Here is a 22,943-nt window from a genome sequence, read left to right as displayed (position 1 = left end):
AAACGTTAAGATCCTTCCTTCGTCAGGATGACAAAAAATACAATTCTAGTTAACTAATGACTATCGACTGACGACTATCTACGGATAGATCAGATACTTTTGGCGCATTTTTTTATAGTTCGACAAACCTGGCTCCCAGCTTTTGCGGATTTCGGCTTCGGATGTACCATCGATAATTTGCTGTTTCAGCAGCTCATTTCCGACCAGCTTGTTAAAATTGCCAATTTCTTTACTCTGACTGGCATCAAAAAAGCGTTCCTTATCCGGATAAGCTTTATATAACTCAGTTAACCAGCTTAAATTCAATTGCTTACTTCTGCGAAGTTGGCTGGTGTCATAGTTTCGCAAGTCGAGTCCATAGCAGTCTGTGTCCTGATGGAGAGGGGCTTCTTTCATCCCTTTGATACTGATCGGACGAAACGAAAAGGCGTATTTGCCTTTTAACGCTGGGGCGCCGAGCACGGTAAACGGAATGTATGTTCCACGTCCCTGGCTAACAATAGTGCCCTCGAATAAACAAATGCTCGGATAGAGTAGTATGGATTGAGCCGTGTTCAGATTGGGCGACGGGGCTACTGGAAGCGTATAAGGCGTATCGTGCGTATAATTAGCAACTTTCACGATGCGAAGTTTGCATTTTTGCCCATTTGGGAGCCATCCTTCGCCGTTGAGCATCTGAGCGAATTCGGCAATAGTGAGTCCGTGCGTTATTGGAATACGGAACATACCAATTCCCGACTTGAGATGATCTTCCAGAATTGGCCCATCCACAACGTAGCCGTTAGGATTAGGCCGGTCCAGAATCAGCAGTTCTTTATTGTTTTCGGCGCAGGACTCCATCACATGACTCAACGTATTGATGTACGTGTAAAAGCGAGCCCCTACGTCCTGAATATCATAAATCAATACGTCGACATCAGCAAGTAGCTCGGCGGAAGGTTTGCGATTTTTGCCATACAGTGAAATAATGGGTATCCCTGTTTTCGGGTCAACGCTGTCATCAACTTTCATCCCATTGCTGGCGTTTCCTCTGAAACCGTGTTCCGGTCCGAAAATCCTCACTATCTTAATTCCAAGTTGAAGCAGACTATCGACGCTGGATTTGTTGCCAATGATGGACGTTGGATTCACAACCATCGCCACACGTTTGCCTTTCAGATACGGCACGTACTGGTCAGTCTGGTCGGCGCCTGTTAACAGTGAAGCTGCTCGTTTGGTACGTCCGGTATCGTTACTGACACCCGTGGAACGTAACGAGTCGATGGGAGAGATCGTGAAACTGGTTAACGAAACGAACGTAACGAAGACGAATAAGCTTATTTTCCGGCAGTCCATCTAAATAGGTTTTGGTACGTAAGAAAAGCCTGACGAGCCCCTTCAACTACTTCATCGGGCTTATCGGCGCCTTGCTGCGTCAGAAAAGCCCCGAAATCGCGCCATTGCTGACCCGTATCGGCGCCATAACCCTTGTAAAAACGAGCCGTTGGTAATAAAGAAGCCAGCGCCGAACTCTGCTGAAGCAAATGCCAGACCGTTTTTCCGCCAAGCATCGACCCTTCGCCAACGTAAGCTGCACCTAGTAATGCAAACGGCGACCAGTTGGTAAACTCGTTAGCTGGTAACGTAGTATCGGTTAACGTAGTACCGATGTCGGCCAGTAACCAGGGCGTTTTTCGACGGCTGTCGGGACGATATTGCTCAAAGAAATCAGGATGTTGGTCGATGGCTGTTTCCAAAGCCTGATGATACGCTAAATGAGTACGTAGCAAGTGCTGATACTGACTGGCCGACAACGTACCGCTACGTAGCGATTCAGAATAGAGCAACTGCTCTGTTTGTTCGTGTAAAGGACGTGTTTCGGACTTGAGCCGTTCCGGCAATGAGGTCATTGGAAGTTTAACAGCGTATTGTTTTCCAGCCAAAATCGGCACAAATGCTGAAGCAGTTCGCGGGTTGCCTGATAGTTCCCTGGTTTTACAACGTAGGCGTTGATGCCGGCTGCATAAGCTTCCCGAATGTCGTTGGGATTATCCGATGTACTGTACGAAACAATGGGTAACCAGCGTGTATGGTCGGCCGCACGTAGTCGTTTCACTACGTCGAAGCCACTTAAACCTACCAGATTGAGGTCGAGCAACAAAAGCTTGGGAAGTGTTCTACGTTGTTGACCGTCTTTACCAGTTAGATAGTCAATGGCTTCAGAGCCACTTTCCAGAATGGTATAGGTAGGCGACTGTTCAAATTTGGTAACCAGGCGACTGAAGATATCCGCATCATCCGGATTATCTTCTACATAAAGTATATCAACCATAGGGATAGATAAATCAATTCAAAAATACTGACTTGCGTAATTGGATGAAAACCGCTTATCGTACGATTTGAACGTAACAAGAGGTAATCTTACTATAGCTTGAAATATATTTTTTTAATTCCCAGCAACATCAGTCGTCGTTGGGAATGAAACAAAAAAAGTAGCGCCCCGGTTTGGCTCGCTCAGGTACCAGATTTTGCCCTGATGCCGATTGATGATACGTTTCACAATGGCCAGGCCAACGCCAGAACCTTTAAAAGGACGGGCATTTTCCAGTCGTTTGAACAACTCGAACATACGTCCTGCTTCTTTCATATCAAACCCAATGCCATTATCGCTTACCGAATAAATTATATCCTGCTCAGTACGTTTTCCACTAACCTGAATTCGGGCGTCGGGATTATTGCGCGTGTACTTAGCCGCATTCGATACCAGATTACTGAACAATTGAAGAGCCATCGTCGGGTCGGCTTCCAGCGAAGGCGTCTCGCCCAGGTCGATCGTTAGCGAACGGCCTTGCTCCGTCACCAGGATTTCTTCCCGAATCTCCTCCAGCAATTTTTTCATGTCGATAGGCTCGGTACTAACTTCGTTTCGGCCCATGCGCGAATAGAACAGAATGTGGCGGATGAGTGCCCGCATTCTGTCGGTCGAATCCATGATTTTCTGAAACAGCGCGAGCGCATCCGGATTAAACTCCTGACCGTATTCTTCGAGCAAAATTTCAGAATAACAACGAATCGACGAAAGTGGCGTCCGTAAATCATGCGACACCGTATAGCTGAATGCATCCAGTTCTTCGTAGGCCGCCTGAAGTTTTTGATTCAACAGACGCACCTGGTTGGCCTGGCGAGTAACCACCTGTAAGATATCTTCACGAAGTTTTACGGCGGCTGCTACGTCGGTTTCGGTCCAGCTGTCAGATGTATGCCGGACAAGTTGTGTCCAGGCCGCAAAACTTTTACGTGGACTTATCCGTATCTGGTCATCGTCAGTAACGGTCACGGCTTTCTCCGGTTGGCCGGCCCACGTAACCTGCTGAATCTGTTCGGGTTTAAACCAAAGCAGGTATTCATTCAATTCCTTCGACAACACAATGGCCAGCATACCGGATCCAACCGCACTGAACGATTCGGCTGGTGCATACAGACTTGATAATTGACTGGTTTCCAGAAAAGTGTCGATGGAGGCCTTGTTAAGCCATTCGACGAGCTGGGTTACGGCAGCTTCGTCCGGTACGTTGCCAAGCCGATACTGATGGTTGTTGAAAACCAGTACAGCTCCTGTTCCTGACGTAACGTCAAGAGCCGTAGTCGAATGCCGGGTTAGTGCCCGCGCTACGTCCTCATCGGCCAGCAGTTGTTCCTGAAGGGCTTGCCCTTTTTCGAGACTTTGCTGACGTAGCGTCTGGTCTTCGCTATCACGCCGAAATTCCAGGGCGGCCGACAAAAGTTGACTAACAAATTTTGCAGTTTGTCGGGCAGCGTAATCGACAAAACGCGGAGTATCGTGGTGGCATGAAATCAACCCCCATAACTCACCCCGATAAAGCAGCGAAATACTCATGGAAGCCTGAACGCCCATATTTTTCAGGTACTCGATATGAATGGGCGAAACAGCCCGCAACCCCGCATGGCTGAGGTCGAGGGGTTTGTCATCGGGCCAGCCGGATTGAGATAAAATGGGTGAGGGCGTGCTATCGACGCCGGCAATCAGGCGAACCAGATTTTTTTTATAAAGTTCGCGGGCTTGCCGGGGTATGTCGGAGGCTGGATAATGTAGCCCCAAAAAAGGCTCCAGATGGTCTGCTTTCGCTTCGGCGATTACATGGCCATGCCAATCAGCACTAAATCTGTAAACCATTACGCGGTCGAACCCGATAATATCTTTTACTCGACGGGCCGTATTCTGAAATAAATCGGAGAGTTGCCGGCTGGATTGAACTTCGGTGAGGGCTTCGGTGATCAGGCGCTGATTGACAGCTTCCCGAGGTGCCGAATCGACAGGTTCCCATTCGAGCAGAATCAGCCCATTATATTCATGACAAATCAGATTCCAGGGTTTTCCGTCGATCTGCAGCCGATAGGGACTAAGTGTATCCCAGGAGTTATTCCGATGCCCTACGTTCAAAAGCTCAATGAGCGTAGCCGCCGGTAAATCTGTTTTGTGCAGTAACGTATCAACCGATTTGCCGAGAATACCCTGAACCGGTTGCCCGATGAGATGAGCGAGATTGGCACTCGCATGAACGATGGTGTAGGTATCGGGTAAAATAGCAACCAGGTAACCATGGGATTGAATATGACCTAGAATATGAATGGGCTCCTGGTCACAATTGGTAATGTCGACGCTGAGTTTAGGCATTTAAAACAGAGAATTTCGTGTATGCTGGAGTGGGTCTGTGTAATAGATATGCAATATAATTGTTCCCGACAAAAGTTATCGGGTAGGATGGCTATAAAATGAAAACCCTTGCCAAGTGCTGTTACTTGGCAAGGGTTTGAAATCGGCTGTATTAAAGCAACTAAAGCTTACGGTTGCTTGATCAGACGGATGGTTTTTTGCTCGGTGCCTGCCTGAATCTGGTAGATGTACGTACCAGCTGGCAGCTCATCGCCTGACAGATCAACCTGGTGACGACCGCTTTCCTGCCATTTGGCGTCTGAAGGCATCGTAACAACCTGTCCTTGCAGGTTTGTCAGCACGCCCTTAACCTGGGTAGCTTTTGGCAGTGAATACTCAACACGAGTTTGCGCACGGAACGGGTTAGGGTAAGCGATCAACGAAAGTTGACCGGCTGCCTCATCGCCCAAAACAGGCTTGACAGCAATGCTGGCTGTGAATACAGAACCTGCCTTCGCTGAGAAGCCGGGTTGTAACGTAACAGATCCGCCAGCTGTGTAGATGGCAGATGCCCGTTCGAAGATCTGGTTGCGCGCTGACAGATAGGTAGCAGCATGTTCAGTTTCCTGTTGGTTAGCCTCTACGTTTTTGGTAAGGATAGTTGGAGCCTGGCCGAAAGCGGTTGCTGATGCCAACAATGCAATAGCTAGAGATAGTTGTTTCATCGGTGTATAGGCAATTATGGTTCGTGTCGAAAAACGATTAACTGACTGCAATATATAATTTAATTTGATTACAAAAATACTCAAATGTGTAAACGGTCGTTTTTATGCGATAAATTCTGATTAATCGGTACAAAAACAGTGTTTACACGTCCATTTCTTTAAAAAAGTAGCTGTAACTCCAGCGTTTCTACTACTCTACGATTCGCTTTTGTGCAAGTTAGTACACTCCAGACGTACTACTAACCGGGTTATTACGTAAAAAGTTATTTTTTCACCATTTGTTACGTTAAAAGTTGACTGTGTAACGCGAATCGCTGAAAAATTCCTTTCCCGGATGCAAAAACGATAACGTTTTCAATTCAATGTAGTTTTGTATTTTTACCCGATCGTAACAGGCAACTGAATCCTGTTTCGGACTCTCATAGTTAATTTTCTGACCCTCTACGCGTTAACTTCTTGAACCTCCCTGCTGATCATATTCGCTTACTGTTTGGACTGAAATTACGTCAGCTTCGACTGGATAAAGGACTGTCTGTTAGTGAGCTGGCCCAGCAGTCGGGCTTGTCAATTTCGTATGTAACAGAAATTGAAAAAGGACGCAAATACCCCAAAGCTGACAAAATTTCGGCACTGGCCGACGCTATGCAGGTCGATTATGATTCGCTGGTATCGCTGAAGCTGAGCAAGAAACTGGAGCCTATTTCTGACCTGTTACGTTCGAAATTTCTGACCGAAATTCCGCTTGAACTATTTGGTATTGACCCTTCCGATCTGCTCGAATTACTGGCCGAAGCACCGGCCAAAGTCAGCGCCATGATACGTACGTTTATGGATATTGCACTGAGCTATAACATGAGCGTAGAGCGTCTGTATCTGACCATGTTACGTTCGTATCAGGAAATGCACGACAACCATTTTCCGGAGATAGAAGCCGACGCGGGTTATTTTCTGAATGAATTCGCTCCTCGAGGTGAGCAGGCCGTCGATGAAGCCCTACTCACGAACTTACTTAAGACACGTTACGAGATTCGTATTCAACAGTTTGATCCAATTTCTCAGCCGGAATTGATTGCGCTACGTTCAGTTTTTCGCCCGGAACAGCATACCTTGCATTTAAACGCGGGACTGTCTGCAGAACAGCGTTTGTTTATCCTGGCGCGCGAAGTCGGCTTTCAATTCCTGAATCTGAAAAATCGTCCTTATACGTACTCCTGGGTCGAAGCGGAGTCGTTTGAACAAATCCTGAATAACTACAAAGCGTCGTATTTTGCGGGAGCGATTCTAATTCGTCGGGAAGCACTTGTTGAAAAATTGCGCGATTTATTTGCCCGTGATACGTGGAGTAATGATGCTTTTCTGGACCTGATTACCCACTTCAACGCCACTCCTGAACGATTTTTCTACCGGCTTAGTAACGTACTGCCCAGCGACTTTGGGATTGATCAGTTGTTTTTTTACCGCTTCAACCATACGCCCGGTCAGACTACGTTTCAGCTTACTAAAGAGATGCACCTGTCCCGGAAACAGGGCCCACGTAGTATTGTAGATGAGCATTTTTGTCGGCGGTGGATAGCCTGGACCATTTTGCAGGAACTTCAGTTTTTGCAGCAGCATAAGGCTTTCGATGGCACACTCAGTCGGGCGCAGCTCTCCGAATATGCCGATTCTGGGCAGCAGTACCTGATAATCTCGGTGGCGCATCCGTTTCAGCCTCAGTTTCAGCAGAATATGAGCGTGTCGATGTGTTTTGCCGTAAACGATACGTTACGACGAAAGATGGCATTTCTGGTTGAGCCGAAAGACATAAAAAATTTGCCCGATATACCCTTTCGGATTGTGAACCAAACCTGTGAACGCTGCGGTATTTTCGACTGTCGCGAACGCGTTGCGGCCCCTTCCGTACTACAGACAAAACGTCAGTTTGAAGCCACGCGGAAGGCGATGGAGAAGCTGAAATAGGATGTATGATGTATGGAATCAGCTACAGTTCCGTTATCCATACATCATACATTACATACATCACTTCGTTCCTCCGCCCAACGCACGATAAAGGCCAACCAGCGCCAGAAATTGTGACCGTTTGGTGGTAATGAGGGATAGTTCCGCTTCCAATACGTTCCGTTGGGCGGTAATGACTTCCAGATACGTAGCGTAACCGTTGGCAAATAACTCATTCGACGTAGTGGTGGCCTGACGTAACACGCCGACTTCCTGTCGTTGCAGATTCGCTACGTTGCGGTAGTTATCCAATCCTTTCAAACTGGTCACCACTTCCGAAACACCGACCACAATAGCCCGTTGGTAAGCGTAATAGGCCTCTCTGCTCTGGGCATTCGTGATGGCCAGATTGCCTTTTAAAGCTCGTCGATTGAACACGGGAGCGCCCAGACCACCCAGTATTCCCAAAGCCAGCGACTGCGGATTCACTAGCACTTCGGGCCGGAAGGCATTGAAACCCAGGTAGGGAGTCAGGTTTAACGAAGGTAGAAATTCAGCTTGGGCCACCGCTACGTCGATATGGGCGGCTTCCAGCTCGCGTTCTGCCTGTCGAACATCGGGCCGACGACGTACCAACTGAGTAGGCAAACCGGCTGAAATGGCCGTTGGTAACGACTGCTTCTCGATGGAGGCACCGCGAGGAATGGGCTGAGGATAACGCCCCAGCAGAGTGTTGAGCTGGTTTTCCGTGTCTACAATGTCCTGTTGTACACGGCCTTCCAGTCCGCGCGTGTTTAGCAGTTGGGCTTTAAACTGCTGAACCGCTAACTCCGTAACCCGGCCAGCTGCTTTCTGAACTTCCACTAACTCAACGGCTTTCTGCTGCAATTCAACGTTTTCACCAATAATTTCCAGTTCAGCGTCAAGAGCCAGGAGCGAGTAATAGAGCCGTGCTACGTCGGACGTGAGGGCAGTTGCGATCAGATTCCTGCCCTCCTGAGAGGCTAAAATGCGTGTGTAGGCCGCCCGACGACGATTGCGGAGTTTGCCCCAGATGTCGATTTCCCAGGATGAACGTAGTCCCAGAAAATAATCGGGTGTTGGATTGGGTATCAGGCTGGTGCCTGATACGTTGCCCGACAGGTTCGTATCAAAATTACCCACACCGTTAAGCGTATACCGGCCGTACCGGTCGACGCTGGCCGTGGCTACAGCATCGATACGTGGCGCCAAAGCTCCCTGGGTGATCGTGTAATTAGCTCGGGCCACATCGATACGTTGCAACGCAATTTTTAAATCCAGATTACGTGCCAGCGCTGTGTCGATGAGCGCTACCAGATTAGGATCGGTAAACAACGTCTGATGCGGCAATTCGCCAACATTGGTCGAATCAGTACGTCCGATATAAGATTGCGGAACCGAAATTGTGGGTACTGGAGCGGGTGTATGGTGAATCCGGCAACTGCTGAACGTACCTACCAGACAAGCACTAACTAGTAAAGAAAATGTATTAAGATTCCTGAAGAACGGCACCATTTGCATTCGTTTTGGTAGATACTGAGTCTGAAGAGTCGTCGTCGGACGGTTGTTTGGGACCAAATTTTTGAGCGAGTTTAGCAAACAGAACGTAGAGCCCTGGTACCAACACCAGCCCAAAGATCGTTCCGATGAGCATGCCCCCGGCGGCCGCTGTACCGATGGAACGGTTGCCCAAAGCGCCAGCCCCCGATGCGATACAGAGCGGAATCAAACCTGCAATAAACGCCAGTGAGGTCATGAGAATAGGGCGTAAGCGCGTAACCGCTCCTTCGATGGCGGCTTTCAGAATGGGTACACCTTCCTGCTGACGCTGATTGGCAAATTCAACAATCAGGATAGCGTTTTTACCCAGCAAACCGATGAGCATAACCAGCGATACCTGAGCATATATATTGTTCTGAAGACCAGCTAGTTGCAGGCATAAAAAGGAGCCGAAAATGCCAGCAGGCAGCGACATCAATACGGCAAGTGGCAAGAATAAACTTTCGTACTGCGCAACCAGAAGCAGATAGACGAAAACCAGGCAAATCAAAAAGATAAAAATAGCCTGATCGCCCGACAGGACTTCCTCGCGCGACATACCCGACCAGGCAAATGAGTAGCCCTTGGGCAACGTTTTGTCGGCCACTTCCTGCACAGTACGTAGCGCATCGCCACTGCTGTAACCGGGTGCCTGCTCGCCGTTCATAAGGGCCGAGAAATACATGTTATACCGCGTAATCTGCTCCGGACCGTACACACGTTTCAAACTCACAAAGTTGGAGTAGGGGACCATCTCGCCCGCTTCGTTCTTCACGCGCAGGTTCAGTACGTCCTCCGGCTTGGCGCGGTATTCGGGCGATGCCTGTACCATCACTTTGTACATCTGCCCGAAACGGATAAAATTTGAGGCATAATAACTGCCCATCAGCGTTTGCAGCGTACTCATGGCGTTGTCAATAGACACCCCTTTCTGTGCGGCTTTATCCTGATCGACCTGGAGTAAATATTGTGGAAAACTAGGGTCGAAGCTGGTAAATACGTCGCCGATTTCAGGCCGTTTTTTTAAGGCAGCGATGAAATCATCCGCTACTTTTTTGGTTTTCTGAAGATCGCCGGAACCAGTTCGGTCGAGTAGACGGAGTTCAAAACCACTGGCGTTTCCGAAGCCTGGTACGGTAGGTGGCGGGAAAAACTGAACGCTGGCATCCTGCACCGACTGGGTTTTTTCCTGTAGCTCTTTAATAATATCGTCAAGCGTCTGGCTACGTTCGCTCCAGTCTTTGAGGTTAATCATACCCATACCGTACGACGCGCCTACACCATCGGTCATCAGGCTATAACCCGCCAGCATCGATACGTTATCGACGGCCTCCATCTTCGACGCTATCTGCTGAATTTTATCCAGTACGTCCTCTGTCCGCTTTAACGTAGCACCAACGGGCGTAGTGACGCTCACGTAAATCATGCCCTGATCTTCAGTCGGAATGAAACCACTCGGCAGAATCGTACTAACGCCCCAGGTCCCTGCAATAAACAGGGCCAGCATAGCAACTGTAACGATGCCGCGGCTCAAAACCCGTTTCAGTACCTTCTGATACCGACCCGTCAGCGCTTCAAAGCCCCGGTTGAAGCTGGCAAAGAACCGGCCCAATAATCCAGTAGACTGATGACCGTGCGTCGGACGTAGCAGCAGCGCACATAAAGCGGGCGTGAGCGTAACGGCATTGATACCCGAAATGACAATGGCAACGGCCAGCGTCAGCGAAAATTGCCGATAGAAAATTCCGACCGGACCCGTCATGAAAGCGACCGGCACAAACACCGCCGACATCACCAACGTAATGGCGATAAGCGCTCCACTGATTTCCTTCATGGCGGCAAACGTAGCAGCTCTGGGCGCCAGATGTTCTTCGGTCATTTTCGCGTGAACGGCTTCGACGACCACAATGGCGTTATCGACCACAATACCGATGGCGAGAACGAGTGCAAACAAGGTGAGCAGGTTAATCGAGAAACCAATTGTGCTCATGAACGCAAAGGCACCTACCAGCGCAACCGGCACCGCCAGCGCACAAATCAGCGTTGATCGCCAATCCTGTAAGAACAGAAAGACCACCAGGAATACCAGCACAAAAGCTTCGATCAGAGTACGTATCACTTCGTGAATCGACGCATCCAGAAACCGCGATACGTCATAAGCGAAGTTATACGTCATACCGGGCGGGAAATTGGTTTTCTTCAACTCTGCCATCCGGGCTTTTACGTTGTTGATGACGTCGCGGGCATTGGAGCCGGGCCGCTGTTTGAGCATGATCGAAGCCGAGGGACGACCGTCGGTTTTCGACAATACGTCGTAATCAAGCGAGCCGAATTCAATGTCTGCTACGTCCTTCAAGCGAAGAATTGCCCCCTCAGGTTCAGCACGTAGCACCAGGTTTTCGTATTGTTTTGGATCGAAAAATTTGCCGCTATAACGTAGTACATATTGCAGCATTTGGGGTGTACGGTCGGCACTTTCACCGGCTTTTCCGGGAGCGGCCTCTACGTTCTGTTTGCGGATAGACGCAATAATTTCATCGGGCGAAATGCCGTAAGAAGTCATACGGTCGGGTTTGAGCCAGACCCGCATCGAATATTCCCGCGACCCCATGATGTCGACAAAACCAACGCCGTCGATACGTTTCAATTCGGCTAATACATTGATATCGGCGAAGTTGTAAATGAATTTCTCGTCGACACTGGGATCGTCGCTGAAAATATTGAGGTAAAGCAGCATACTGTTTACCTCTTTTTCGGTCGATACGCCCGCTTTGATAACCTCTTCGGGTAATTCATCCAGCACCGTCGTTACGCGGTTCTGCACACCCATCGCGGCCAGGTCGGGGTCGGTTCCTACGTTGAAAAAGACCTGGATCAACGTACTGCCGTCGTTTCCCGACACGGAGTTCATGTATACCATGCCCGGTACCCCGTTGATAGCCCGCTCCAGCGGCATGGCTACAGCTTTGGTGGCCACTTCGGCATTAGCACCGGTGTATTTGGCCGTTACCGTTACGGAAGGTGGAACAATGTCGGGAAACTGCGTTACAGGTAACCCCATAAGTGCCAGCACACCCAGCAACGTAATTAATACCGAAATAACCGCTGAAAGCAGCGGACGTTTTATAAATAAATCGAACATGAGAAAAGCGATTCAAAGTCTAAAGAGCGAAAGAATGAAACAGCGAAAGGCTGACGCAAGCTATTCCGCTGAATGCTTTCGCTGTTTCATTCTTTCGCTCTTTTATTGTTGAGCAAGTGTATTCTGGGTTGACAGGCTATCGCCGATCGTAATGGCTTCCGGGATGATTTCGTCCCCATCGCGAACGTTCTGAATGCCTTCATATACCACCCGGTCGCCGGGTTCCAGACCTGACCGCACAATGTAATTCAGACCCACGCGGGCCTGCGGGACGAAACTCCGCGATTTTACCTTATTGGCCTTATCGACCACGTAAACGTAGTTTTTGTCCTGTACTTCAAATACAGCTTTTTGTGGAACCAGCAGTGCATCGCTAACGATATTCGGTAGCCGAACTTTACCCGATGAACCGTGCTTCAGCACCTTCTGCGGATTCGGAAAACGCGCCCGAAACGCAATTGTGCCGGACTCTTCAAACACGCTTTCCATCGTTTCGATACGTCCTTTGTGCGGATATGTCGTTTCATCGGCCAGCATCATTTCCACTTCCTGACCGCCCTTCCCCACTAATTCGGGATGGCGTTTCAGAAAACCCAGGTATTCTTTCTCCGATACGTCGAAATAAGCGAATACTTCGTGCAGGTCCGAAACCTCGGTCAGCAGAGCGCCTTCTTCGATGAGGCTGCCGATTTTATATGGAATCCGGTTGATGATTCCGTCGAAGGGTGCACGTATACTCGCGTGGGCCAGCCGCAGAGAAGCCGTCGACTGAGCCGATTCCGCTTCCTGGATCAGGGCGCGGGCGGCATCCAGTTTCGCTTTCGCCAGATCTAATTCAGAGGGTGAAATAATTTTTTTATCGACCAGTAATTTCACCCGATCTACTTCAACCTCAGCGGTTTTGGCGCCTGCAATTGCGCTACGTAGTGCCGCCTGAGCTTTGTCCAGATTGACCCGATATTCGGCCGGATTCAGTGTAAATAATAATTGCCCTTTATGAACTGGCTGGCCTTCATCGACATAAATTTTATCCAGAAAACCAGATACACGAGCGCGAATTTCGACGTTGCGTACGGCTTCCATGGTGGTTACGTATTCGCGTTGAAGAGTCGTCGATTTCCGGCTCAGCTTCACGACAGGCAGTTTTAGTTTTTCGGTCTCCTCGGTTTTCGTTTCGGTGCCCGAACAGCCCACGAGTAACGCGCCGAAGAAGAGGGTGGGGAGTATGTACCTGGTTTTCATAGCTATAGAGTAGTATGTAGGTATGCCTCACTAAAAACCGTTTAGATTTTAGTGAAGATATTTCAGTAAATAAATTTTATTTTTAGTTGGCTAAAAAGCTGATATACAGCATAAGTAGCCGGGTGAACTTAGCTAAGATGACGTAACGGTTGCTCGTTACGTTCAGGCTATAGGTTGAGGGGGCGGAGCGTTAATTTCTGGTACGTATACTAAAAAAGACTCCGGCCGAAACAGAATGTTGCTCGTTGTCAGAAACTGAACGGTAGATAGCAACAGATCAAATAAGAATAGGTGAAAGCAATCGTAATCAGCTTCAAGTTCAGTGAGTTCAGAATCCTCATCGGGGCTATCCTGTTCGGGAATGGCATCGGAGAAACCAAGCCAGTCTTCAAGGATTAACTCGCTAATACTTTCGATTTTGTTAATAGATAAATCTTTGTGATACGTACATGATCGGTTGAAAAGTGCGGACGTATCCCGGACTGTCATGCCTAAATTGATGGTATTCAATGCCATCAGGATGCATATCAGTCGAAGAACCCAAAATTTGTATTGCCGTACGTTCATGTCGTTCACAGACCAAATGTAATCCAGAACTGATATAGGCGCAACTAATTCCCAATCAGATAGTTATAATACTTAGATAAAGATAATTTCATCTAAGAAGGATTAAATTTTGGTTAAAATTAAGAAAAATTTTATGACTTTTTTCAGAATCACAAAACCTCATCTTTATCTGGAAAGCATAAAAATCTGGTATGCAGATGCATTTCCTATCGACGAACGACGCGAACCGGATGATTTACAGAATCTTTTACAGCAGACAGATATGCACCTGTGTGCACTCCTTTCTGCCGATGAACTTGTTGGTTTTATAATTTATTGGCAGTGGGACGACATTGTTTTTGTCGAACATCTTGCCATGGCGCCCAACCAGCGAGGGAAGCAGTACGGTCAGCAGGCTATGCTAGCGTTGATTCGGCTGAATTTCCGCTATTGCCTGCTGGAAGTTGAGCGACCTGACGATGAACTACGCCAGCGACGGGTTCGGTTTTATGAGCGGCAAGGGTTTTATCTGAATCCGTACGACTACAGACAGCCGCCTTATCAGCTGGGAATGAGCGAAGTACCAATGCGTTTACTATCGATACCAGCCATTGAGAGTGAAGCAACGTATCAGCAGTTGAGTAAGCTCATCAGGGAGAAAGTTTACGAGCGATTTTACGTTTGAACGTAACACTATTAATTGCCTGATACGTCGATTTTTTCAGACAGAGGAACACTCTAGTTATCTGGTTTTTCCCAAAGCACAGACCTGTCGATAGCTGGTACTGAGGCTTTACCCAGCAGTATCATAGCCAGTTCCAGCTCTTCGCGAAGGATAGTCAGCACCCTGGCGACACCCGGCGCCCCCGCACAGGCCAGACCGTAGCAGATGGGTTTGCCAATCAGCACTGCTTTAGCTCCCAATGCAATGGCTTTCACTACGTCGGTGCCTCGTCGGATGCCACCATCCATCAACACCGGAACACGACCATTGATACGTTCGGCGATGTAAGGAAGCACCTCAATTGTAGCAGGAACAGTATCGAGATTTCGACCGCCGTGATTGGAGACAATAACCCCAGAAACGCCAGCCTGAATCGCTAGTTCAGCATCGTTCGGGTTCATAATCCCTTTCACCAGAACCGGAATGTCGACAAGCGATTGAAGCCACTCAATATCCTTCCAGGTCAGCGGATTTTTTTGCGGGCCGGGGGCCAGCATATAGGGGGCCACTACGTCGGCGGGTAAGCCGAAGTTGATACGTTGTTCGCGGTTGCGCACTCCACCCACGGGCGTATCGACCGTTACGCAAAGTGCCTGAAACCCCAGAGCCTGCGCTTTTTGCACAAGGTCTTTGGTGAACTCCCGGTCGTCGCGTACGTAAAGCTGAAACCAGAGCGGCTGTGTTGCTGTGTCTGCAATTTTCTCTAGCGGTGTAGTCGTAAACGAACTCACTACGTAGGTAGCCGATGCCGCACTCGCTCCACGTGCCGTAGCTAGTTCGGCCTCAGGATGCATAATTCCATGATAGGCGGTTGGGGCAATCAGAATGGGATAGAGAAGCTCATGCCCAAACAACGTAACGCGGGTATCGGGTTTTGTTACGTCTGTCAGAACCGTTTGGTTGAGTTTGAGGTTGTCAAGTGCCTGCCGGTTCCAACGTAGCGTAAGTTCATCAGCTGCGCCACTTACTACGTATTCGTAGGCCAGGTTTGACATGGCCTGTGCAGCTTTGGTCTCAAAGTCGAAGAGATTGACGAGGCCTGACAAATCAATGAACGCTGTCGCTGATGACATTTGTGGTAAGAATTCCTGCTGCATAGTATCACTATCGGCTGTCTGGATTGGCTATTATTTTATCGTTTCCAGACTATCATATTAGTTTAAAACTTCAATTGTATCGTTTTCCGTAAGCTGAGCGGTTAGCAGCTTATCCTTTATTTAATTTGTTGCTCAGAGAGATAGGAATACAAGAAAAATAGCAACCCTTAACTCAATTGTAGGTATAAAAAGTGACTTAGCATTTTTCATAATAGAATCTGGTAGCGTATGGATTCACCTGCATGAACCAAAGCGTTTATTTATAATCCTTTACTACGTCCCCAATTCCGCAGTTAAAAAATGAGCGATTCCACCTGATGTGTCTAATAACGCCATACAATAAATTTAATGCATCGACCAAAGGGGTAATACGTTGGTACGGAAATAGATTGTGCCATGAGAACAATCTTACTATTTTAACGTGAGTTAAGGATAAAGTAAATAGGCTGATTAACAATATGTTGCTGACGCTATGGGCTTCGACAGGCTCAGCCTGACAAGTCAGCTTGAGTCGACAAAGTTAAGTAGCCTGTCAGGCTGAGCCTGTCGAAGCCCATAGCGTCAGCAATACGTTCACTCATCCATAATTCACGTTATTTTACTTGCTGAGTATCTCTAGCCAGGCGCAAAAAGTAATTCCTCTAAAATCGATTTAATTCTGAATTGGCAGGAAAAAGTCGGCAAAACGGATGCTTCCTTTCACTTTGATCGAGGCCAGTATCAGGGTCAGCTTGGACTAAACTATTTATTTTAGAAGTCGATTATTTTCCAACTCATCGATCAATTTAAAGGTCTTTATGGCATCTACTTTAAGTGAGAAATGACATGAAATCTTTCTTTAGTACCCTACTTATCCTCTACATTGCGGTTGCCTGTAAAAAAGCCGAAACCTTCCAAACGGGGTGCAATTGCCAAGGCCCATCGAACTTTATTCTGAAGGATGAATTAGCCGTATATGGAAATGAATCCCTGCATATACTATCGAAGCAACTTGATCCGACGTATTGTAACCCTGCCTTCCTGCAAGGAAAAATAGCAGAAAATGATACGATTTATGTGAGCGGAATCATTAGAGGCAGTTGTGGAAGCAGCGATATCTATCTTCCTCGACTTGAAGTCACCGACTTTAGAAAGAAGTAAAGAGCTAGTTTTGGGGAAGTGCGTCATAGATCGGTATAAAAAATTCGGCCAACTGTCAGAATAACAGTTGGCCGAGTCGAATAATGATACGTAGTAAAAAGCTTACGCGTCTTGCTTCATCCGAATGATGTTCAGCGCGGCACCTGCTTTAAACCACTCAATCTGTCCTTCGTTATAGGTGTGATTCACCGGGAATTTGTCTTCGCTGCCATCCGCGTGGTGAAGCACGATTTCGAGAGGTTTACCTGGAGCAAATTCAGTTAGACCATTGATGTCGATTACATCGTCTTCCTGAATTTTGTCGTAATCTGCCGGATTAACGAACGTAAGAGCCAGCATTCCCTGCTTTTTCAGGTTCGTTTCGTGAATCCGGGCAAAGGAACGTACCAGAATAGCCCGAACACCCAGGAAGCGAGGTTCCATAGCCGCGTGTTCGCGGGATGAACCTTCGCCGTAGTTTTCGTCGCCCACAACAATCGAACCGATACCGGCGGCCTTATAAGCACGCTGCACTGCCGGTACCTCGCCGTATTCACCGGTCAGTTGATTTTTCACTGTGTTGGTTTTCTCGTTGTAGAAATTCACAGCGCCAATCAACATGTTATTCGAAATATTGTCGAGGTGCCCACGGTATTTCAACCAGGGACCCGCCATTGAAATATGGTCGGTCGTACACTTGCCTTTTGCTTTGATCAGAAGCTTCAAGCCTTTAATATCGGTACCTTCCCAAGCCGGGAACGGAGCTAACAGTTGCAAACGATCAGAAGTTGGGCTCACGATAACCTGAACACCCGAACCATCTGCGGCTGGAGCCTGATAGCCTGCATCATCAACAGCGTAACCTTTTAGGGGTTGCTCAATACCTTGTGGTTCATCGAGTTTCACCTGTTCGCCATTTTCGTTGGTCAACGTATCAGTCATTGGATTGAACGTCAAGTCTCCCGCAATGGCTAAGGCCGTAACGATTTCAGGGGAAGCCACAAACGCGTGCGTACTGGCGTTACCGTCGTTACGTTTAGCGAAGTTCCGGTTGAACGACGTAATGATTGAGTTTTTGCGCGTAGGATCGTCCATATGACGCGCCCACTGACCGATGCAGGGACCGCAGGCATTGGCCAGCACAACCCCACCGATTTCTTCGAACGTATCAAGCAGCCCATCGCGCTCCGCTGTGTAACGTACCAGTTCAGAACCGGGTGTTACGGTAAACTCAGCCTTAGCTTTCAGATGCTTAGCTGTTGCCTGAGCCGCCACCGAAGCCGAACGGGTCATGTCTTCGTAACTGGAGTTCGTGCACGAACCAATCAGACCAACTTCCAGCTTTTCGGGCCAGTTATTTTCTTTAACTGCTTTGGCAAAGTTCGACAGCGGCCACGCCAGATCCGGGGTGAACGGGCCATTGATGTGCGGCTCCAATTCATTGAGGTCGATTTCGATAAGCTGGTCGTAATACGAAGCTGGGTCAGCATACACTTCGTCATCCGAACGAAGGTGTTCCTTCACAGCATCAGCGGCTTCAGCGATGTCGGCACGGCTGGTGGCTTTCAGGTAATTGGCCATCTTCTCGTCGTAAGCAAAAATCGACGTAGTAGCACCGATTTCAGCACCCATGTTGCAGATGGTTCCTTTACCCGTTGCCGACAGACTTTCGGCTCCTTCACCAAAATATTCAACGATGCAGCCAGTACCGCCTTTTACGGTCAGAATACCCGCTACACGTAGTATTACGTCTTTAGCAGAGGCCCAGCCGCTTAGTTTGCCAGTAAGTTTTACGCCAATGAGTTTTGGCATCTTCAATTCCCAGGCAAGGCCGGCCATAACGTCGCAGGCATCGGCACCACCCACGCCAATGGCGATCATGCCCAGGCCACCCGCGTTTGGCGTATGCGAATCGGTACCGATCATCATACCGCCGGGGAAGGCGTAGTTTTCAATCACAACCTGGTGAATGATACCTGCGCCGGGCTTCCAGAATCCAATCCCGTATTTGTTGGAGATGGACGACAGAAAATCATAAACCTCTTTGTTTTTGCTTTTAGCGATATCCAAATCCTGCTCGGCACCCACTTCGGCCTGAATCAGGTGATCACAGTGAACCGTGGATGGAACAGCCACTTTAGGGCGACCCGCCTGCATAAATTGTAGGAGCGCCATCTGAGCAGTTGCGTCCTGCATGGCTACGCGGTCGGGCGCGAAGTCCACGTAGGCTTTTCCCCGTTCAAATGCCTGAGTCGGTCGGGACGCCGAACCGGATCCGGCAAAGAGGTGACTGTATAAAATCTTCTCCGACAGAGTCAGCGGTTTGCCCACTGCCTGCCGGGCTGCTTCGACGCGTTCGCCAAGGTTGGCGTACACACGCTGAATCATGTCTAAATCAAAAGCCATAGCAAAGGAGGATAACGTGTTACTAAAAGGTATCGTACTATATAGACAACCAACGAATTTTAAAAATGGATTCCGGTTAGTGTGCCAAAATTAGAAGATTCTGATTCGTTTTGGAAATATTACCGTTTTACGTAGATAAAACCAGCTTAAAAAGCGGCTAATTAAGCCCGTTTGCTCTGATTATGAGTAGTTACTGGTACAAAATATAGAATCAATCTATCTTGTAGTCGAAAACCGAATAGCACTTTTCCCCGTTATTACTACGATTACAAGAGCTATTTTAATCTACTAACTCTCATGAACACAAGAAATTCACTATTATCCGTTGCCGCAGTGCTGGCGTTTGGAATGACATTTTTCGCATGTAAGGAAGATAATCCAACGACAACGACGCCAACGCCCACCACAACCAGGCTGACGGCTACCTTAAACGGGGCCAGCGAGAAACCTACTGCAACTACGTCAACGGCAACCGGTACGTTCGCGGGTGTAATCGATGAATCGACCCGTACGTTAAGTTATACCGTTACGTATACCGGACCATTTACGTCGTCACTAACCGCTGGGCACCTGCACCGTGTTACCAATTCAACTGCATTGACGGGTGGCGTTGAAATCCCATTTACAAGCCTGACATCACCCATAATTGGGACATTTCAGCTACTGAACCAAGCTCGGGTCGATAGTATGAAAAATGGCTTCTATTACGCCAATCTGCACACTACGATTTATCCAGCCGGAGAAATTCGTGGAGATATTAAAAAGCAATAAGGGGTGATGTATGATGTAGGATATATGATGTATAAAGTGCATTGGTGGTGAGCTACGTACATCATATATCCTACATCATACATTTACCATTTTCAAAATCGTCTGGTAAAGCACTTCACAACCTAAAGCCAGGTCTTCGTAGGAAGCATATTCGAGCGGATTGTGGCTGATGCCGTCTTTGCAACGGACAAAAATCATCCCGTAATCGCAGGTTTCCGACATCACTAGGGCGTCATGAAACGGCCCGCTCACCAGTTCTGGCGCATCCAACCCTAGTTCCTGACAACTTTCCCGAATGGTGTCTTTTATCCAATCAGCACAATAGCTTGATTTAATGTCGGTATCGACCGTTAACTCGTACGTCAGATTATGTTGTTGAGCGATGGCGGCAATGGCTTCCCGGAGTTGGCTTTCGCAGGTGTTACGTCGTCCCATGTCGATATCCCTGAATTCAATCGTCATACGTACTGACTCGGGAATAATATTCCGCGACGATGGAAAAACATCCAACGTTCCGACGGTGCCCACCGTTGGCGCAGGCGTAAACTGAGACGCTATCTCATTGACAGCCACCACTACTTTCGAGGCACCCAGCAAGGCATCTTTACGTAACGGCATCGGTACCGACCCGGCGTGACCGGCCATGCCTTTCAAACTTAGACTTAGCAGAAGCGGCCCGGCAATACCACTCACAATACCAACGGGTTTGTTAAGTTTTTCAAGCACCGGACCCTGTTCGATGTGCAACTCCAGAAAACTGCCAATGGTGCCTGGCGCGTATTCGTCGTCCTTGAACCTGGTGATATCGCAGCCAAAATCACGTAGCGCCTGCTCGCGGGTGATACCGTCTTTATCAGTACGTTGCAGTTCACCGGGCTCCAGTTTGCCCAGAATGCCCCGCGACCCAAACAAGCCTTTATTGAACCGCCAGCTTTCTTCGTCGGCAAACGCAATGACGTCGATGTTAGTCTCGGGTACGATCCCTTGTTCAGCAATTGTACAAACCGCTTCGATGGCGCATAAAACCCCGGAAATACCGTCGAAACGGCCGCCGTAGGGTTGCGTATCCAGATGCGAGCCCGTCATCAGGATGGGAGCATCCGGGTTTTTACCAGCCAATCGCCCGATTAGATTCCCGAAACTGTCAATACGTACCGTCAGACCGGCGGCCTCCATCCAACCTTTGGCGTGCATAAACATTTCTTTTTCGAGAGCCGAATGAGCGGGTCGGCACATACCGGTTTCGCCAATTTTTCCGATGCCACTCGATACCTCAAAATAGTGCTGAAGACGGGATGGGTTGATGTTCATAGTGAGTGATAAGTGATGAGCGATAAGTGATGAGTGATAAACGATAAGTGAATCTGCTTTGAGATGGCACTCATCACTTATCATTTATCACTCATTTCATGACCCTCGATACGTCGAATAACCAAACGGATTCAATAGTAACGGTACGTGATAATGTTCGCCAGTGGTGACGGAGAACGTAATTTCGACAAATGGATAGAACGTAACAACGTTGAGTTGACTAAAATAAGCGCCCGTTTCGAAACAGATTTTATACGTACCGGTTGGCAATACTACGTTCCTGTTCAGCAAATCGCCGATGCGTCCATCGGCGTTGGTGATACCCCGCGCAATTTCGGTCCATTGACGTTGCTGCTGGTACAGAATAACGCTGATACCTTCGGCGGGTTTTCCCTGCGTGGTGTCGAGAATGTGGGTTGTAATGGCACTCATAACTGCAACAGTTTTTTCAATCGTATTCGTGTAATTTTATCCTGTTCCTGAGCCGCAAGTAGGATTTCATCTTCCGGTCGGTTGGGTAATCGGGAACGTAGTATCGCCAGCATTTCCTCCGCCGATTTGCCCGTGGCGCAGACAATAAATATATACCCAAATTTTTCTTCATACTGCCTATTCCCGTCAGCCAGTTGTTCCAATACGTCCTCTGATGCCGCCGATACACCCGCTTGCTCGCCCGATGCCCAACTGCGGGTATTGGCAAATTTCACGCGTAACGAATCAACATCGCCGATTTTTGGGTGGTGCGAAAAGGCTTCCCGCCAATCATATTCGGAGCAGGCAAACCAGATGACTTCGGCCTGCTCGAACAACGTATTGGTACTCTCGACCGGGAAAATCTTATCCATTTCCGCCACCCAGGCCGACGAATCGCAGCAGGTCGAAAGGGCCGCTTTCCGTTCGGCCGAAGTTATTTCGTTTAACTCGGGAAGGGTCATATAGTTGTAGGAAAGCGGTTCACGTTCTTATAATAAATGTAAACGGCAGGCTCTTTGCCCATCGCCGTAAACCATTGCTGGCAATACGGAGCCATCCAGATAGAGTCCCCCTTTTTAATAGGATACCACTGTTGGTCAAGCATATACACGCCCTGCCCCTGCAAATACGTCAGTCCGTGTTCCATGATGTGCGTTTCCACGAAGGGAAGGTGGCCGCCGGGATCGTAGGTGAAAATGTTGACGGCCATGTCGAAATGAAACGTATCGGGCAATAATACCTGAAGACGTAGCGCCGGATCACCCAGATACGTTGGTCCATCGATATTGGCGGCATCGCCGAAGATAATCGGCGGTACGTCGTAGCCGTCCAGTTTTTCGTAGATTTTCTGAAACGTAATCAGTTGGGTTCCCGGCGACGTGTTTTCCACCTGATACGTCTGCCCAATGGGAATATAAACGTAGTGGCCAGATGTCACTACGTTGGTTTCGGACGAAACCGTTACCTGACATTGCCCCTGTACGACGTAGAAAAAAAGTTGCGATTTCTCTGTTTTGCCGACCAGTTTCCCCGCTTCCAGGAACGTAACGAGCGTCTGGCACAGATGCGCCCCCATTTGCTCGTTGATAATAACGTTGACCGTACAGTTATCCCAGCCTGGTACGCGGCTGTTGATATAACCGTCGGGACTGATAATCGCGTGGGTACGAGTGACAACGGAACGGGTAAGTGCAGAAATTTCCATAAGAATCTTTATTTACGAACGTAGCATTCG

At 48.4% G+C, this 22,943-nt stretch carries 19 protein-coding genes; 4 read left to right on the top strand and 15 right to left on the bottom strand.

What is annotated here, in order from left to right; genetic code table 11:
- Positions 1-78: 78 nt before the first annotated feature.
- The 5 genes from IC229_RS26460 to IC229_RS26440 form a co-directional block, all read right to left on the bottom strand.
- Positions 79-1,335: an exo-beta-N-acetylmuramidase NamZ family protein gene (locus tag IC229_RS26460; protein ID WP_190890611.1), complete on the bottom strand. Its 1,257-nt coding sequence runs from the start codon at positions 1,333-1,335 to the stop codon at positions 79-81.
- Complete coding sequence (locus tag IC229_RS26455; RefSeq protein WP_190890609.1) at positions 1,317-1,889, bottom strand: biliverdin-producing heme oxygenase; 573 nt, start codon at positions 1,887-1,889, stop codon at positions 1,317-1,319. The genes IC229_RS26460 and IC229_RS26455 overlap by 19 nt, the downstream gene beginning before the upstream one ends.
- Positions 1,886-2,311 (bottom strand): response regulator, encoded by a 426-nt coding sequence (locus IC229_RS26450; RefSeq protein ID WP_190890608.1) that lies wholly within the window; start codon positions 2,309-2,311, stop codon positions 1,886-1,888. Before IC229_RS26450 ends, IC229_RS26455 begins: the two co-directional genes overlap by 4 nt.
- 114 nt (positions 2,312-2,425) lie before the next feature.
- Complete coding sequence (locus IC229_RS26445; protein WP_190890606.1) at positions 2,426-4,675, bottom strand: ATP-binding protein; 2,250 nt, start codon at positions 4,673-4,675, stop codon at positions 2,426-2,428.
- 167 nt (positions 4,676-4,842) lie between these two features.
- Complete coding sequence (locus IC229_RS26440) at positions 4,843-5,379, bottom strand: T9SS type A sorting domain-containing protein (RefSeq protein ID WP_190890605.1); 537 nt, start codon at positions 5,377-5,379, stop codon at positions 4,843-4,845.
- A gap of 456 nt (positions 5,380-5,835) precedes the next feature.
- Between IC229_RS26440 and IC229_RS26435 the strand changes: the two genes are divergently transcribed.
- Entirely contained in the window at positions 5,836-7,338 is a 1,503-nt protein-coding gene (locus IC229_RS26435) for a helix-turn-helix domain-containing protein (RefSeq protein ID WP_190890603.1), read from the top strand.
- Between the two features lie 60 nt (positions 7,339-7,398).
- Here IC229_RS26435 and IC229_RS26430 read toward each other — a convergent pair whose 3' ends face one another.
- From IC229_RS26430 to IC229_RS26415, 4 genes are all read right to left on the bottom strand, one after another.
- On the bottom strand, positions 7,399-8,853 hold the full coding sequence (locus IC229_RS26430) for a TolC family protein (RefSeq protein WP_190890602.1): 1,455 nt from the start codon (positions 8,851-8,853) through the stop codon (positions 7,399-7,401).
- Complete coding sequence (locus tag IC229_RS26425) at positions 8,828-12,019, bottom strand: efflux RND transporter permease subunit (RefSeq protein ID WP_190890600.1); 3,192 nt, start codon at positions 12,017-12,019, stop codon at positions 8,828-8,830. The genes IC229_RS26430 and IC229_RS26425 overlap by 26 nt, the downstream gene beginning before the upstream one ends.
- A 102-nt stretch (positions 12,020-12,121) precedes the next feature.
- Complete coding sequence (locus IC229_RS26420; protein ID WP_190890598.1) at positions 12,122-13,261, bottom strand: efflux RND transporter periplasmic adaptor subunit; 1,140 nt, start codon at positions 13,259-13,261, stop codon at positions 12,122-12,124.
- Positions 13,262-13,423: 162 nt separating this feature from the next.
- Positions 13,424-13,777, bottom strand: a complete 354-nt coding sequence (locus IC229_RS26415; RefSeq protein ID WP_190890596.1) for a hypothetical protein — start codon at positions 13,775-13,777, stop codon at positions 13,424-13,426.
- A 184-nt stretch (positions 13,778-13,961) separates the two neighbouring features.
- Between IC229_RS26415 and IC229_RS26410 the strand changes: the two genes are divergently transcribed.
- Positions 13,962-14,492, top strand: a complete 531-nt coding sequence (locus tag IC229_RS26410; RefSeq protein ID WP_190890595.1) for a GNAT family N-acetyltransferase — start codon at positions 13,962-13,964, stop codon at positions 14,490-14,492.
- Between the two features lie 53 nt (positions 14,493-14,545).
- On the opposite strand, the gene IC229_RS26405 is transcribed toward IC229_RS26410, so the two are convergent.
- A complete protein-coding gene (locus tag IC229_RS26405) occupies positions 14,546-15,628 on the bottom strand; it encodes an alpha-hydroxy acid oxidase (RefSeq protein ID WP_190890593.1) in 1,083 nt (360 codons plus the stop codon).
- Positions 15,629-16,453: 825 nt separating this feature from the next.
- Between IC229_RS26405 and IC229_RS26400 the strand changes: the two genes are divergently transcribed.
- Entirely contained in the window at positions 16,454-16,768 is a 315-nt protein-coding gene (locus tag IC229_RS26400; RefSeq protein ID WP_190890591.1) for a hypothetical protein, read from the top strand.
- 102 nt (positions 16,769-16,870) lie between these two features.
- On the opposite strand, the gene IC229_RS26395 is transcribed toward IC229_RS26400, so the two are convergent.
- Complete coding sequence (locus IC229_RS26395) at positions 16,871-19,153, bottom strand: aconitate hydratase (protein WP_190890589.1); 2,283 nt, start codon at positions 19,151-19,153, stop codon at positions 16,871-16,873.
- A gap of 297 nt (positions 19,154-19,450) precedes the next feature.
- Here IC229_RS26395 and IC229_RS26390 point away from each other — a divergent pair, with 297 nt between their 5' ends.
- Positions 19,451-19,924 carry a CHRD domain-containing protein gene (locus IC229_RS26390; RefSeq protein WP_190890588.1) on the top strand — a complete coding sequence of 158 codons (474 nt, stop codon included), beginning with the start codon at positions 19,451-19,453 and terminating at the stop codon, positions 19,922-19,924.
- Between the two features lie 75 nt (positions 19,925-19,999).
- Here the strand turns inward: IC229_RS26390 and IC229_RS26385 are convergent, their stop codons facing one another.
- The 4 genes from IC229_RS26385 to allE form a co-directional block, all read right to left on the bottom strand.
- Positions 20,000-21,235 carry a M20 family metallo-hydrolase gene (locus IC229_RS26385; RefSeq protein WP_190890586.1) on the bottom strand — a complete coding sequence of 412 codons (1,236 nt, stop codon included), beginning with the start codon at positions 21,233-21,235 and terminating at the stop codon, positions 20,000-20,002.
- 96 nt (positions 21,236-21,331) lie between these two features.
- Entirely contained in the window at positions 21,332-21,667 is a 336-nt protein-coding gene (uraH, locus tag IC229_RS26380) for a hydroxyisourate hydrolase (RefSeq protein WP_190890584.1), read from the bottom strand.
- On the bottom strand, positions 21,664-22,170 hold the full coding sequence (gene uraD, locus IC229_RS26375) for a 2-oxo-4-hydroxy-4-carboxy-5-ureidoimidazoline decarboxylase (protein WP_190890583.1): 507 nt from the start codon (positions 22,168-22,170) through the stop codon (positions 21,664-21,666). The genes uraH and uraD overlap by 4 nt, the downstream gene beginning before the upstream one ends.
- Positions 22,167-22,913 (bottom strand): (S)-ureidoglycine aminohydrolase, encoded by a 747-nt coding sequence (allE, locus tag IC229_RS26370; RefSeq protein WP_190890581.1) that lies wholly within the window; start codon positions 22,911-22,913, stop codon positions 22,167-22,169. Before allE ends, uraD begins: the two co-directional genes overlap by 4 nt.
- Positions 22,914-22,943: the final 30 nt, after the last annotated feature.

Source organism: Spirosoma profusum (assembly GCF_014699005.1).
GTDB lineage: Bacteria > Bacteroidota > Bacteroidia > Cytophagales > Spirosomataceae > Spirosoma > Spirosoma profusum.
This window is presented reverse-complemented; position numbering and strand designations above follow the sequence as displayed.

What these genes read in the sequence shown, in the direction of transcription:
- IC229_RS26460 (WP_190890611.1), bottom strand. Translation starts at nt 1,335, where the DNA reads ATGGACTGCCGGAAAATAAGCTTATTCGTCTTCGTTACGTTCGTTTCG.
- IC229_RS26455 (WP_190890609.1), bottom strand. Translation starts at nt 1,889, where the DNA reads ATGACCTCATTGCCGGAACGGCTCAAGTCCGAAACACGTCCTTTACAC.
- IC229_RS26450 (WP_190890608.1), bottom strand. Translation starts at nt 2,311, where the DNA reads ATGGTTGATATACTTTATGTAGAAGATAATCCGGATGATGCGGATATC.
- IC229_RS26445 (WP_190890606.1), bottom strand. Translation starts at nt 4,675, where the DNA reads ATGCCTAAACTCAGCGTCGACATTACCAATTGTGACCAGGAGCCCATT.
- IC229_RS26440 (WP_190890605.1), bottom strand. Translation starts at nt 5,379, where the DNA reads ATGAAACAACTATCTCTAGCTATTGCATTGTTGGCATCAGCAACCGCT.
- IC229_RS26430 (WP_190890602.1), bottom strand. Translation starts at nt 8,853, where the DNA reads ATGGTGCCGTTCTTCAGGAATCTTAATACATTTTCTTTACTAGTTAGT.
- IC229_RS26425 (WP_190890600.1), bottom strand. Translation starts at nt 12,019, where the DNA reads ATGTTCGATTTATTTATAAAACGTCCGCTGCTTTCAGCGGTTATTTCG.
- IC229_RS26420 (WP_190890598.1), bottom strand. Translation starts at nt 13,261, where the DNA reads ATGAAAACCAGGTACATACTCCCCACCCTCTTCTTCGGCGCGTTACTC.
- IC229_RS26415 (WP_190890596.1), bottom strand. Translation starts at nt 13,777, where the DNA reads ATGGCATTGAATACCATCAATTTAGGCATGACAGTCCGGGATACGTCC.
- IC229_RS26410 (WP_190890595.1), top strand. Translation starts at nt 13,962, where the DNA reads ATGACTTTTTTCAGAATCACAAAACCTCATCTTTATCTGGAAAGCATA.
- IC229_RS26405 (WP_190890593.1), bottom strand. Translation starts at nt 15,628, where the DNA reads ATGCAGCAGGAATTCTTACCACAAATGTCATCAGCGACAGCGTTCATT.
- IC229_RS26400 (WP_190890591.1), top strand. Translation starts at nt 16,454, where the DNA reads ATGAAATCTTTCTTTAGTACCCTACTTATCCTCTACATTGCGGTTGCC.
- IC229_RS26395 (WP_190890589.1), bottom strand. Translation starts at nt 19,153, where the DNA reads ATGGCTTTTGATTTAGACATGATTCAGCGTGTGTACGCCAACCTTGGC.
- IC229_RS26390 (WP_190890588.1), top strand. Translation starts at nt 19,451, where the DNA reads ATGAACACAAGAAATTCACTATTATCCGTTGCCGCAGTGCTGGCGTTT.
- IC229_RS26385 (WP_190890586.1), bottom strand. Translation starts at nt 21,235, where the DNA reads ATGAACATCAACCCATCCCGTCTTCAGCACTATTTTGAGGTATCGAGT.
- uraH (WP_190890584.1), bottom strand. Translation starts at nt 21,667, where the DNA reads ATGAGTGCCATTACAACCCACATTCTCGACACCACGCAGGGAAAACCC.
- uraD (WP_190890583.1), bottom strand. Translation starts at nt 22,170, where the DNA reads ATGACCCTTCCCGAGTTAAACGAAATAACTTCGGCCGAACGGAAAGCG.
- allE (WP_190890581.1), bottom strand. Translation starts at nt 22,913, where the DNA reads ATGGAAATTTCTGCACTTACCCGTTCCGTTGTCACTCGTACCCACGCG.